Genomic DNA, 12,709 nt, shown 5'->3' on the forward strand with positions numbered 1-12,709 from the left:
GATGAGCGAGCGCTCTACCATGCCGCTGATCGAGGTCGAAAATCTCGGCGTGCGCCTCAACACCAGCCGCGGGCCGGCACAGGCCGTGCGCGGCGTCAGCTTTGCCCTGAAGCGCGGCGAGACGCTCGGGCTGGTCGGCGAATCCGGCTGCGGCAAGTCGGTGACGGCGTTGTCGCTGATGGGGCTGCTGCCGGACAGCGCCGTCGTCACCGGCAGCATCAAGCTGGATGGTGGCGAACTCGCTGGTTTGTCGGACGCGGATTATTGTCGGCTGCGCGGCAATCGCATCAGCATGATCTTCCAGGAGCCGATGACCGCGCTCAACCCGATGCACACGATCGGCCACCAGGTCGCCGAGCCGCTGCGGCGTCACAAGAAATACTCGGCATCGCAGGCGCGGCGAGAAACGATCGCCTTGCTCGACCGCGTCGGGCTGCCCGATCCGGCCAGGCGCGTCGATGCCTATCCGCACCAGTTCTCCGGCGGCCAGCGTCAGCGCGTCACCATTGCGATGGCGCTCGCCTGCGAGCCGGACCTTCTGATCGCGGACGAGCCGACCACGGCGCTCGACGTCACCATTCAGGGCCAGATCCTCGACCTGATCGCCGATCTGGTCGAGGAGCGCGGCATGTCGATGATCCTGATCTCGCACGATCTCGGCGTCATCGCCGAGAACGTGCAACGCATGATGGTGATGTACGGCGGCACGATCATCGAGAGCGGACCGACCGACGAGGTGTTCCGCCGGATGGGACATCCCTACACGCAAGGCCTGTTCCGCGCCCGGCCGAAACTCGGCGCACGCAAGGGGACGCGGCTGATGACGATATCGGGCACGGTCCCGGAGCTCGCCGATCTGCCGTCCGGTTGCACCTTCGCCGATCGGTGTTCGCTCGTGATCGAGCAGTGCCGGGCCGCGCTTCCACCGATGGTGGACGTCGGACCCGGCCACTTCGTGCGCTGCATCCGGACCGACGTCTCCATGGCCGAACGCGTCGGAGCGCTGACCGCATGAGCACGGCGCCTCTTCTCGACGTCAAGGATATCGAGCAGCGCTACACGCTGCCGCGCGAAAGCGTGTTCCGCCCGCCGGGGCAGGTGCGCGCGCTCAACGGTGTCAGCGTGCGGGTCGACGCCGGCAAGAGCCTCGGCATCGTCGGCGAATCCGGCTCCGGCAAGTCGACCTTCGCGCGGGTGGTGATGGCGCTGGAGCGGCCGACATCGGGGCAGGTCGCGCTGCTCGGCCGCGACCTCAACCGCATCTCCGCCGACGAATTGCGCCGCGCCCGCCGCGATTTCCAGATGGTGTTCCAGGATCCCTACGGATCGCTCGACCCACGCCAGACCATCGCGCGTATCGTCGCCGAACCGCTCACCGTGTTGGAGGGGATTGATCGTACGACGCTACGTGCCCGCGTCTCCGCGGTGCTGCAGCAGGTGGGCCTGCGTAGTGCCGACATGGAGAAGTATCCGCACGAATTCTCCGGCGGCCAGCGCCAGCGCATCGCCATCGCGCGCGCGCTGATCACCCAGCCGAAGTTGATCGTCGCCGACGAGCCGGTCTCCGCGCTCGACGTCTCCGTGCAGGCGCAAGTCTTGAACCTGATGCAGGACCTCCAGGAGCAGTTCGGTCTCAGTTACGTCCTGATCAGCCACGATCTCGCCGTCGTCGACTATCTCTGCGACGAGGTCGCGGTGATGTATCTCGGCCTTGTCGTCGAGCAGGGGCGGCCGGAGGATTTGTTCGAGCGCTGCGCCCATCCCTATACACGGGCCCTGCTGGATGCCGTGCCGCGGGTGCGCGCCGGCGGCGGCCGGCGCCGGCGCGGGGCCCAGGCGATCGCCTCGCAATCGGCGGTCGCGACCGGGTGTCCCTATGTCTCGCGATGCGCGCTGGCCGATCAGCATTGCTGCGAGGTTCTGCCTGAGCTACGCAAGGTGGGCGAGACGCATCTGGCCGCCTGTCACAAGGCGGAAGCCGTGATGGCGTTGCCGCAATTGCCCGTCGAAGGTTAGCGTCCGCGCCGGGATTGGCGTAGGTTGGGACAACAGAAGGCCGGGGAGTTACGCATGTTCAGGAAATTATTCGTCGTTGCATGTGCCGCTGCGTTTGCTGCGGCACCGTTGCCGGTACTGGCGCAAGGCAAGAAGGACAGCGTCGTCATGGGCATGACGCTGGAGCCCCCCGGGCTCGATCCGACCAACGCCGCCGCAGCGGCGATCGCCGAAGTCACGCTCTACAACATCTACGAGACGCTGACCAAGATCAACGAAGACGGCTCGACCTCGCCATTGCTGGCGGAGAGCTGGACGGCCTCGCCCGATCTGAAGACCTATACGTTCAAGCTGCGCAAGGGCGTCAAATTCCACAATGGCGAGCCGTTCGATTCCGCCGCGGTGAAGTTCTCGTTCGAACGCAATGCTGGTGCCACCAGCACCAATAAGGACAAGAGCCTGTTCCAGAGCTTCGAGTCCGTTGCCGCGCCCGACGCCGACACGGTCGTGATCACCCTGAAAAACCCCGAGCCGAACTTCCCGTTCTTGATGGGGCAGGCAAGCGCCTCGATCGTCGAGCCGAAAAGCGCTGCCACCAATATCACGCAGCCGGTCGGGACCGGACCTTACCAGTTCGGCGCCTGGGCCAAGGGGTCGTCGATGACCCTGAACAAATGGGCCGACTATCGCAACGCATCGGCGATCAAGCTCTCCAAGGTGACGATCCGTTTCATTTCTGATCCCGCGGCTCAGGCCGCGGCGCTGCTCTCGGGCGACGTAGACGCTTTTCCGCGCATCGCGACTCGCGTCGTTGCCCAGTTCAAGGCCGACCCGCGCTTCACGGTGCTGATCGGCGGCTCCAAAGCCAAGACCATTGTCGCCATCAACCATCGGAAGAAGCCGCTCGACGACGTCCGCGTTCGCCGCGCGATTCTCGCTGCGATCGACCGCAAGGCGATCATCGAGGGTGCCGTCGAAGGATTCGGCACGCCGATCGGCAGCTTCTACACGCCGGGATCGCTCGGCTATGTCGATACCACCGGCATCAACCCTTACGATCCCGACAAGTCCAAGAAGCTGCTCGCCGAGGCTGGAATCACCGCGCCGCTCGAGCTGTCGCTGAAGCTGCCGCCGCCGCCCTATGCGCGGCAAGGCGGCGAGATTGTCGCGGCCCAGCTTGCCAAGGTCGGCATCATCGCCAAGATCGAGAACGTGGAATGGGCGCAATGGCTGTCGCAGGTGTTCGCCGGCAATGGCCCGCATAATTTTGACCTCACCATTGTCAGCCACGTCGAGCCATTCGACCTCGTCAAGGTCACCGAGCCCGACTATTACCTCGGCTACAACAACGACGCCTTCAACGCACTGTACAAGCAGATCGTGTCGACGCCGGACGACACGGCGCGTGCCAGGCTTCTCGGCGACGCCCAGCGGATGCTGGCAACCGACGCAGCCTCCGCCTACCTGTTCCAGCCGCAATGGCCCACCGTCGCCAGCAAGAAGCTGAAAGGCGTCTGGAAGGAAGTCCCGCAGTTTGAGAACGATTTCTCGATGTGGGCGTGGGAGTAGGGTCGCCCAGGTCGATTGCGCGATTTCGGTGACGATCTCTCCCAACGGAAGAGATCGTCACGAGACCGGTCCAAACAAAAACCTGAAAAACAACCCCATGCACAGTAGCCGGGGATAGTCATTTCAATGACTTGCGCGTCACGCGATTTGAATGGTTTGCGGCGATGCCGTTGACGCGTCGGGCAAAACACTGGCATGATGGCATCATCGAAGAAGGCCGCGGCCGCTTGGTTTGATTGCGCCGGCCCGATGCTCCCCCCGACTTTGAACGTTCGGAACCCTCATGCGTTAGCTCGAGGCAGGATGGCCGCAGGCCGTGCGATCCGGCGCGAGGGTATGCGGAGTTCGGTTCTTGCTCAAACTGTACAGGTGGCCATCTGACGACTGGCAGAAGATCGGCGCGCAGATGCCGTCCGAGATCATCTGGGCTGATCTTTTGGACGCGACCGCGGAGGAAAAGCAGTTCGTCGAACGATTGCTCGGGATACGCGTTCCGTCCGAGGATTCGCTCAGCGAGATCGAAGCGTCGAGCCGCCTGATCCTCGACAACGGCACGCTCTATCTCAGCTCGCCGGCGGTCCGGCTCAACGAGGACAACGAGCCCGAGATCACGCCGGTGGGATTCGTCATCGGCCCTCGCGTGCTGGTGACGGTGCGCTTCGCGCAGCTGCCGATCTTCGACGACATCGGCGAGCGTATCGGTTCCGACGACAGCCTGGAGAACGGCATGTGCGTGTTCACCAGCCTGGTCGAGGCCATGGTCGACCGCGGCGCCGATGTTCTGGAGCATCTCGGCGCGAAGGTCGACAGGCTCTCGCGGGGCGTCTTCAAAGGCGGGCTCGTTCGCACCAAGCGGCCGGTTCGCTCCAGCCGGCGGATGCGCGAGGCGCTGGAGAACATCGGGGAGTTGGCCGATCGGCTCGCCAAGGCGCGCGATGTCCTGCTTGGCGTCGGACGCGTCGCCTCGTTTGCCGGCGATGTCGGGAGTGAATGGATCACGGCCGCGTCGAAGAAGCGCCTCGAGGCCGTCTCGAAGGATGTCGCTTCGCTCGGCGATTACGAGACGCGATTGTCGGACAAGATCCAGCTTCTGCTCGATGCCGTGCTCGGCTTCATCAATATCCAGCAGAACGAGCTGTTCAAGATCCTGACCATCGTCTCGGTCGTCGGCGTGCCGCCCACGATTTTGGTCGGCATCTGGGGCATGAACTTCAAGCACATGCCGGAGCTGGACTGGACGTTCGGCTATCCGCTGGCCTGGCTTGCCATCATTGCCAGCGGCGTGCTGCCGCTGATCTGGTTCAAGCGACGCGGCTGGTTCGAATGAAATAGCGGCGCACCGTTCGACAACGATGCGCCGCTCTTCGGGATCAGACGACTTCGGCGGCGAATGTGCCGATCCAGTCGCGGGCGAGCGTCAAATCGGTTTGCGACAATTGATGGCCTGCCGGCAACACTTTGTGTTCGACCCGCGCTCCGGCTTCCGACAACAGCGAGGCAAGCTTCGCCGAATTGTTCGCCGGAACGATCGGATCAGCCTGCCCTGACAGAAGCAGGACGGGCTTGCCGCCGAGCTCGGCCTTCGGCGGATCCGACAGCGGCACCATGGCGCGGAGCAGAATCGCGCCTGCCAGCACGTCCGGCTTCAACAGCAGCAGCGCGGCTGCGATGTTGGCGCCGTTGGAGAAGCCGACCGCGACCGGCGCGGCGAGGCCATACCGCTTCCGTGCCTCCGCAACGAAGCCGCCGAGTTCGTGCGCGCGGCGGCGCACGTCGTCCTCGTCGAACACGCCTTCGGCAAGGCGGCGGAAGAAGCGCTGCATGCCGTGCTCGAGCACGCGTCCGCGCGGCGAGAGCAGGGCCGAACCGGGCGAGATCATCTTGCCAAGCCCGAGCAGATCGTTCTCGTCGCCACCGGTGCCGTGCAGTAGCAGGAGCGGAGGGGAGCCCGCGCCGGTCGCGGGCTCGAAGCGATGGATGAATGAATTCTCGGTCACGACACCCTCTCTTCCAAATTGGGCAGAACACCCTCGATCTGCTTGCGCTGCGCTTCGAGGAAGCTCGGCAGCTTCAGGTCGCGTCCCAGCGTCGCGACGGGCTCGTCGACGGCGAAGCCGGGGATATCGGTGGCGATCTCGAACAGCACGCCGCCAGGCTCGCGGAAGTAGATGGAGCGGAAGTAGTTGCGGTCCCTCTGCTCGGTCGGATGCAGGCCGTGATTGCTCACGAGCCTTTGCGCCATCTTGCCCTGCTCGGCATCGTCGGCCGCGCGGAAGGCGATGTGATGCACGGAGCCGCCACCTTGGTGCCCGCGCAAAAAGCCCTTGGCCTCGTAGATGTCGACCACGCTGCCTTCGACATCGCCCGGTGCCTTGAAGCGGATCACCGAGCCTTCGCGCGCCGTCTCCTTGAAGCCGAACACGTCGGTGAGGACGGCCGCCGTCTTCGCCGCGCTGTCGAGCAGCAAGGTCACGCCGTGGAAGCCGCGGATCGCATGTTCGGCGGGAACGTCGCCGTTGCTCCAGCCGCGCTCGCTCTCGGCGCCGGGGACACCGACGAGCGCGAGCGCCATGCCATCAGGGTCTGTGAATGGCAGCACGGACTCGCCAAAGCGCTTCTCCAGCGCCTCGTAAGCGATGCCCTTCTCGACGAAGCGCTGCGTCCAATAGCCGAGCGAGCTTTGCGGCACGCGGAAGGCGGTCTGGTGCGTCTCGCCGACGCCGCGGCGCCCGGCCGGCACGCCGGCCCAGGGAAAGAAGGTCAGGATGGTGCCGGGGCGGCCGGTCTCGTCGCCATAATAAAAATGATAGGTGCCGGGATCGTCGAAATTGACCGTCTTCTTGACGAAGCGCAGGCCGAGATCACGGGTGTAAAAGCCGAAATTCCTGATGGGGTCGCCCGCGATCGCGGTCACATGGTGCAGTCCAGACATGGTCGTCCTCCTGAATTCGGGGAGCGGTCTTGCTCTGACCGGAAATATCGTTCCGCTTTGGATTGGAGACAATCCATGCAAATATGACGTCTATGTCTACGATTTGGAAACAATTGCCGGCGCCGGCCCGTGGATAAGGTCGCCAGCCTCCGGGCCTTCGTAAAGGTGGTCGAAAGCGGCAGTTTTGCCGAGGCGGGCCGGCAGTTACGGCTGTCGCGCTCGGCGATCAGCAAATACATCGCCGACCTCGAAGAGAGCCTCGGCGTGCAGCTCCTGAACCGAACCACGCGCCATGCGAGCCCGACCGAGAACGGCCAGCGCTATTTCGAGCGCGCGGTCGTGATCCTGTCGGAGATCGAGGCGGCCGACCAGGCCGTGGCGCAAGCCCAGTCGGCGCCGCGCGGCCTGTTGCGCGTCAACGCGCCGATGTCGTTCGGCACCCTGCGGCTCGGGCCGGTGCTTGCCGATTTCATGTCGCGATATCCGGAGCTACAGCTCCAGCTCGTGCTCAGCGACGATCTGCTCGATCCCGTCCAGGACGGCTTTGACGTGACCTTGCGGATCGCGGAATTGGAATCGTCGAGCTTGATCGCGCGAAAGATCATGCCGGTAGCGCGCATGATCTGCGCTTCTCCGGATTATCTGGCGCGTCACGGCACCCCAAAACATCCGCAGGATCTGCGCGGGCACGCCTCGCTGACCTACGGCTTCCTGCTCACGGGCAATCAGTGGAAGCTCACCGGCATCGACGGCGATCACTGGATCCAGCCGGCCTGGTCGCTCTGCGTCAACAATGCCGAAGTGCTGCGTGATGTCGCGGTCAAGGGCAGGGGGCTCGCGCTGCTCCCGGAGTTCATCGCCGCGGATGCTTTGCGAAAGGGCGAACTGCGAACGGTGCTGGACGAGTATTCCGCGCCGCCGCTCGCGCTCTATGCGGTCTATCCGCCGACCCGGCATCTGTCGGTGAAGGTGCGGCTGTTCATCGATTTCCTGGTGGAGCGGTTTGGCCGGGATGACGAAGCGGGTGTGCGAACCCGCTAACGGGGCGCAGGGCTATGAGCGCACGACCAGATTTTCCCTAGTTTTCGATCTCGAACCGAACCGCGACATCCTCGCCAACGCGCGCAAGCCTACGCGCTCGTGTCCTCGCAATCGCAGATGAAAAGTCGTGGACCATCTCCTTGACTTCGGGCACCAATTTGGCCGTGTTCACGACTTTGATTACATAGGGAGGTTTGAGGGCGTTCATCCCGCCTCCAAAAATCGAGTCTAGAAAAGCTCCCATAATGTCGCCATGCCATTCCGGCGCCCCCTATCGCAATCTTAAGCGCCAGTCGAAAGTCCTGAACAGTTTTCCAGCTGCTGGCGTCGAGTTCTATTTCGCGCATCGTCATACCGAGGGGATCGTCTAGTTGACCGTACGATCTTCGGCAGGCCAGAGCAATTCATCCAGCGTACTCATCGAAGCGTTTCGAATCGCGGCGAGCTCGCGTGCGGCGCTCTGGGATTCCGGCGAGGACATCGAGGCTGCTGCCAGCTCGACCTCGCTGCAGCGCTCGAACAGGCGGACCAGGCCGAGCGCGCCGGCGGCGCTGCCGAGCTGGTGCGTGGACCGCGCGAGCTGCTTGCGATCGCCGGCCGCGGCGGCTTCGGTAATGTCCGTGATCAGCTTCTCGCTGGTCTCCCGCAGCAAATGATGGAGTTTTGCGATCTGCGCCGCGCCCAGCAGCTCCTTCTGGTCGGCAAGGAAATGCCGGTCGATCAATGCGCCTACCGCGAGCTGCGTCGCGGCCGGCTGGTTCTGGGCATCGTCCTCGATCGCCTCGCGCAGCGCATTGATCAGGATCGGCTTGCTGACGATCCTGGCAATGCCTGCGCCCGCGAGCCGCTCGCGGGCGCGGCGTGACATGTCGGCGGTTACCGCGATGATGCGCGGCATCGTGGGCAGACCGAGCTTTCGAATCCGCGATGCCGCCTCGACGCCGTCCATGTCGGGCATGTGCAGATCCATCAGGATGATATCGAACGCGTGATCGCGGGCGAGTGCGATGGCCGACGCGCCGTTCGTGGCGATGGTGGCGTGGTGGCCGAGCCTCTTCAACATCGCTTCGCCGATCTCGCAATTGACGGGGTCGTCGTCGACCAGCAGCACGCGAAGCTGCCGCGATGGCGGCTGGTCCGCGCCTTGCGCGATGCCGCTCGCGGCGAGGCCAAGCGGGACCTCAAGCATGAACGAGCTGCCCGCACCCGGCGTGCTCGCCACCGTCAGCTCGCCGCGCATCAGGTGGGTGAGGCGCCGCGCGATCGCCAGTCCAAGGCCGGTGCCGCCGAACCGCCGCGCGATGCTGTCGTCGGCCTGGACGAAATCCTCGAAAATCCGCTCGTGCATGTCGGGCGCGATGCCGATGCCGGTATCGCGAACGGTGATGCGCAGCAGGACATGATCGTCATGTCCGTCGGCCGCTGCGCTCAGGCCGATGCCGCCGCGCGGGGTGAACTTGATCGCGTTGCCGATCAGATTGAGCAGAATGCGATTGAGCCGCACCGGATCGCCGTGCACGGAGGTATTGATCGTCGCATCGCAGGCGAGATCGAAGGAGAGGCCCTTGTGAGAGGCCTGCGGACGCATCAGATCGGCCGCCGTTTCGATGAGCTGGTCGAGGCGGAAATCGCGGGTCTCCAGAGTCTCGGCGCTGGCCTCCAGGCGCGCATATTCGAGGATGCCGTCGACCAGCGCGATCAGCGTTTCGCCCGACGCGGCCGCCGTCGTGAGGTGACGCCGCGGCGCCTCGCCGAGGCTGCCATCGTCGAGCAGTTGCAGCACGCCCATGACGCCGTTCAGCGGCGTGCGCAGCTCGTGGCTGACGACCGCGAGAAAGCGCGATTTGGTCTCGTTGGCCGCCACCGCCGCGCTGCGCGCGCGCTCGGCGGCATCGTGCTCGGCAAGGGCCTGGTCGCGGGTCTTTTCCAGTTCGGAGGTGCGCTCGATCACCTTGCGCTCGAGCGTCGCATAGGATTCGCGCAAGTGAGCGGCCATCCGATTGAACTGATCGCCCAGCGCCTCCAGCTCGTCACCAGTCTTGATCGCGAGCCGCAGGCCGAGGTCGCCACTGCCGATCCGCCGCGCGCCTTGCGTCAGGATCTGGATCGGCACGGTCATGCGCCGGCTTAGAAACAGAGAGACCAGCACCGCACATGCCAGCAGGATGACCAGGAGAAAAGTCGAGCGTCCGATCGACGCATAGATCGGCGCGTAGGCTTCGGTGAGCGGCAGCTCGACGAACACCAGCCAGCCCAGCGAGGGGACCGTCGCGTAGGTCGACAGCACGCGTTGACCGGACGGATCTTCCTTGACCAGGCCGCCGGCGGGCGGCCCGACGCCATCGAGCGCGGCGCGCACGTCGGCATGGCCGGAGAGATCGCTGCGACGCAATGCCGGCCACAAATCGGGATGCGCGATCAACAACCCCATCCGATCGACGACATAGGCCTTGCCGGTGTTGCCGACCCTGATCCCGGCGACGAGGTCCCAGATGAAGCGAAGATTGACCTCGGCGACAATCACATCCGGCGTGAGGCCCGTTCCGCGCGTGGCGAGCGTCATGAACGGCTCGGTGTCGCCGAGGAAGTAGACCGGCCCGTAATAGGCGCGGCTTTCATTGGCGCCGCGGAAGGCCTGCGAGGCGGAGAGGTCGGCCTTGCTGCCGATCCTGTCCGCGACACGGCGCGACACGCGCACCTGCTCGCGGCCGCCGGCGTCGAGCTCGGCGATTTCCGCGATCGCGGGCGAGAGGCGCAGGAGGCGGATGGCGTTCAGACGCTGGTCCTCGTTCGTGGACAGCTCCGGGGGCAGGCGCGAGAGCCATCTGATCTGGTTTTCGATCTGGCCGATGAACTGGCCGATCTGGATGGCGGCGCTTGCTGCCTGCTCGCGCTGGGTCGCCGCCAGGAGCTGCTTCTGCTCGCGATAGGAGAACCAGACGTCGAAGCCGGTGTTGATGGCGAGCGCGGCAAAAGCGAGTGCGACGATCGAGTAGAGATATTTGCGGAACAGCCGGCCGGGAGGTGGCCGCAGATCTCCCTGGTCGATCGTCTCGTTCACTCGCGGATCTCGTCGGCGCGCGCGAGCAGCGTGAATGGGATCGTCAAATCCAGTGTGCGGGCGACCGTACGGTTGATCAGGAGCTCGTATTTCCGCGGCGATTGCACCGGCAGATTGCCGGCCTTGGTGCCGCGCAGGATGAGATCGACATAGTCAGCCGAGCGCACTTCGAGCGTCGGCCCGTAGCTCATCAGCCCGCCCGCATCCATGAAATAGTAGAACGGGTAAATCGTGGGCACGCGATATTTGGCCGCCGCGGCCACCGCAGCCTGCCGGTGGACCACCAGGAAGCTGTCGACCAGCGCAATCATCGCCGCCTTGGGCGCTTCGGAAAAGGGCCTGACGGCTTCGTCGATCTCCGATGGCGCGCTGACGGGGGCGGGGACCACGGACACGCCGGACAGTGCGGCCTCTTGCTCGATGGAGTCGAGGAAGAATCTGCCGCCGCGAGGTGTGGTCGCCGGGTTGTACAGGATACCGACGCGCGCAAGATCCGGCACGGCCTCCCGGATGAGCTGAAGCCATTTGCCACCCATCTCGGCGCTGCTGTTGGTGAAGCCGGTCACGTTGCCGCCGGGGTGGGCGAGGCTTTCGACGAAGCCGTTGCCGACGGGATCGTTGGCGGTCGCGAACACGATCGGGATGGTTTTCGTGGCTTCCAGGACGGCCGCGGTTTCGACCGTCGAGCCGGTCAGGATCACATCCGGCTTGAGCGCCAGCAATTCCTGAACTGCGGTTTTCAGTCTATCCGGCGCGCCGAAGGTCGAACGGAGCTCAAGGCGGAAATTGACCCCTTCGACCCAGCCTCGCTGCCTCAAGCCCACGATGAGGCCGCCCAGGCGGGAGGTCGGGCTGTCGATCATGCTCCTTCTGGTCAGTTCGTCGTCTAGCGGCAACGCCGTCAGCGATGCCACGACCCGCACGCGATCAGATGCTGCGCCGAGCGCCAGCCACCCCGCGGCGGTTGTGCCCGCCAGGCGAATGAACCCGCGGCGATCGACCGCGAGAGCGGAAGGCCGTTCGGTCATGACATTCTTTGCATGGTGGCTTGCCCCAACCCGATGCTTAGCGCGAACGGCCGGCATCCACAATTGATGAAAAAATGCGTTTGTGACTGCTCGTTCGCAGCGTTTGGCGGCCCGATACCGTATTCCTACGCCGCCAAAGAGTCGCCGTTTCGAGCCTCGTCTCCTCCGTGACACCTTGTAACGCACCGCGGCGTTGCAACATTTTCCGTCTCGGTCGTGATGACGGTTCGGGGAGGCCGATTTCGTAGCTGCTGATTTTTGAAGCGTTGTTTCATATTTTTTCGAAGGTTTTCGATGCGCAAAATCTATCTCGTTCCGGCCCTCGTCGGCCTGCTCACCACCGTTGCAGCGGGACCCCTTGCGGCCCAGGGCGCCGTACCGAAGCAGAAAGCTGCGCCGACACCGAAAGCCGCCGGTGCCGCTCCCGCAGCCGCCGGGACGCCGGTCGCCGCCGGCGCGACGTCGGCAGCCGCGGCCGAGACCGCGGCCCCGGACGACAAGTCCAAGGCGACCGATTCCAAGGCGATCGACGGCTTCCGCTCCGCCAAGTTCGGGATGAACGAGGCCGACGTGCGCGCGGCGATAGCCAAGGACTTCGGCGCAAAGCCCGACGCCGTCAGGGCGCAGGACAATGCGTCCGAGCTGACGCACAGTCTGCTCTATTCGGCGCCCGAACTGCTGCCGAACGGCGGCACCGCCGAGCTTTCCTACGTGTTCGGCTACAAGTCCAAATCTCTGATCCAGGTCGGCGCGGTCTGGTCGAAAGGCACCGACGCGGCGATCACGCCGGAGAAGCTGTTCTCCAACGCCAACATCCTGCGCGCCCATTTCCTCAGCGAGGGCTTCAAGCCCGACTCCATCGCGGTCAACATGCCCGTCAACGGCGGCATCGTGATGTTCCGCGGCAGTGACGCCAAGGATCGCTCGGTCATCCTGCTTCTCCAGGGCACGTTCGAGAACAAGGACAACAACCAGCGAGTGCTGACGCCGACCAGCCTGCTGCTGTTCTACGTGGCCGACGCCAAGAGTCCCGACATCTTCAAGCTGCCGCCCGGCCAGTTCTGATGCCGCACTGCCACGACA

At 64.7% G+C, this 12,709-nt stretch carries 10 protein-coding genes; 6 read left to right on the forward strand and 4 right to left on the reverse strand.

Going from position 1 to position 12,709, the window contains the following annotated elements:
- Position 1 precedes the first annotated feature (1 nt).
- The 4 genes from ABIB91_RS19445 to ABIB91_RS19460 all read left to right on the forward strand — a co-directional run bounded on the left by ABIB91_RS19445 (position 2) and on the right by ABIB91_RS19460 (position 4,891).
- Positions 2–1,015 carry an ABC transporter ATP-binding protein gene (locus ABIB91_RS19445; protein WP_354164556.1) on the forward strand — a complete coding sequence of 338 codons (1,014 nt, stop codon included), beginning with the start codon at positions 2–4 and terminating at the stop codon, positions 1,013–1,015.
- Positions 1,012–2,016, forward strand: coding sequence for an ABC transporter ATP-binding protein (locus ABIB91_RS19450; RefSeq protein ID WP_354164559.1), 1,005 nt, complete (start codon positions 1,012–1,014; stop codon positions 2,014–2,016). Before ABIB91_RS19445 ends, ABIB91_RS19450 begins: the two co-directional genes overlap by 4 nt.
- 54 nt (positions 2,017–2,070) lie before the next feature.
- Complete coding sequence (locus ABIB91_RS19455; RefSeq protein WP_354164562.1) at positions 2,071–3,564, forward strand: ABC transporter substrate-binding protein; 1,494 nt, start codon at positions 2,071–2,073, stop codon at positions 3,562–3,564.
- Between the two features lie 352 nt (positions 3,565–3,916).
- Positions 3,917–4,891 carry a magnesium transporter CorA family protein gene (locus tag ABIB91_RS19460; RefSeq protein WP_354164564.1) on the forward strand — a complete coding sequence of 325 codons (975 nt, stop codon included), beginning with the start codon at positions 3,917–3,919 and terminating at the stop codon, positions 4,889–4,891.
- Positions 4,892–4,934: 43 nt separating this feature from the next.
- Here ABIB91_RS19460 and ABIB91_RS19465 read toward each other — a convergent pair whose 3' ends face one another.
- Together ABIB91_RS19465 and ABIB91_RS19470 are read right to left on the reverse strand one after the other, a co-directional pair.
- Positions 4,935–5,561 (reverse strand): alpha/beta hydrolase, encoded by a 627-nt coding sequence (locus ABIB91_RS19465; protein WP_354164567.1) that lies wholly within the window; start codon positions 5,559–5,561, stop codon positions 4,935–4,937.
- On the reverse strand, positions 5,558–6,496 hold the full coding sequence (locus tag ABIB91_RS19470) for a ring-cleaving dioxygenase (protein WP_354164570.1): 939 nt from the start codon (positions 6,494–6,496) through the stop codon (positions 5,558–5,560). The genes ABIB91_RS19465 and ABIB91_RS19470 overlap by 4 nt, the downstream gene beginning before the upstream one ends.
- Positions 6,497–6,625: 129 nt before the next feature.
- Between ABIB91_RS19470 and ABIB91_RS19475 the strand changes: the two genes are divergently transcribed.
- The gene (locus tag ABIB91_RS19475; RefSeq protein ID WP_354164572.1) at positions 6,626–7,537 is read left to right on the forward strand and encodes a LysR family transcriptional regulator; all 912 of its coding nucleotides are present in this window, start codon (positions 6,626–6,628) and stop codon (positions 7,535–7,537) included.
- A gap of 367 nt (positions 7,538–7,904) precedes the next feature.
- On the opposite strand, the gene ABIB91_RS19480 is transcribed toward ABIB91_RS19475, so the two are convergent.
- Together ABIB91_RS19480 and ABIB91_RS19485 are read right to left on the reverse strand one after the other, a co-directional pair.
- Positions 7,905–10,598, reverse strand: coding sequence for a hybrid sensor histidine kinase/response regulator (locus ABIB91_RS19480; protein ID WP_354164574.1), 2,694 nt, complete (start codon positions 10,596–10,598; stop codon positions 7,905–7,907).
- On the reverse strand, positions 10,595–11,626 hold the full coding sequence (locus ABIB91_RS19485; protein ID WP_354164577.1) for an ABC transporter substrate-binding protein: 1,032 nt from the start codon (positions 11,624–11,626) through the stop codon (positions 10,595–10,597). Before ABIB91_RS19485 ends, ABIB91_RS19480 begins: the two co-directional genes overlap by 4 nt.
- Before the next feature lie 294 nt (positions 11,627–11,920).
- Here ABIB91_RS19485 and ABIB91_RS19490 point away from each other — a divergent pair, with 294 nt between their 5' ends.
- The gene (locus tag ABIB91_RS19490; protein WP_354164581.1) at positions 11,921–12,691 is read left to right on the forward strand and encodes a hypothetical protein; all 771 of its coding nucleotides are present in this window, start codon (positions 11,921–11,923) and stop codon (positions 12,689–12,691) included.
- The last annotated feature ends 18 nt before the right edge of the window (positions 12,692–12,709 follow it).

Source organism: Bradyrhizobium sp. JR4.3 (assembly GCF_040547695.1).
Lineage (GTDB): Bacteria > Pseudomonadota > Alphaproteobacteria > Rhizobiales > Xanthobacteraceae > Bradyrhizobium > Bradyrhizobium canariense.

What these genes read in the sequence shown, in the direction of transcription:
- ABIB91_RS19485 (WP_354164577.1), bottom strand. Translation starts at nt 11,626, where the DNA reads ATGACCGAACGGCCTTCCGCTCTCGCGGTCGATCGCCGCGGGTTCATT.
- ABIB91_RS19455 (WP_354164562.1), top strand. Translation starts at nt 2,071, where the DNA reads ATGTTCAGGAAATTATTCGTCGTTGCATGTGCCGCTGCGTTTGCTGCG.
- ABIB91_RS19490 (WP_354164581.1), top strand. Translation starts at nt 11,921, where the DNA reads ATGCGCAAAATCTATCTCGTTCCGGCCCTCGTCGGCCTGCTCACCACC.
- ABIB91_RS19445 (WP_354164556.1), top strand. Translation starts at nt 2, where the DNA reads ATGAGCGAGCGCTCTACCATGCCGCTGATCGAGGTCGAAAATCTCGGC.
- ABIB91_RS19470 (WP_354164570.1), bottom strand. Translation starts at nt 6,496, where the DNA reads ATGTCTGGACTGCACCATGTGACCGCGATCGCGGGCGACCCCATCAGG.
- ABIB91_RS19450 (WP_354164559.1), top strand. Translation starts at nt 1,012, where the DNA reads ATGAGCACGGCGCCTCTTCTCGACGTCAAGGATATCGAGCAGCGCTAC.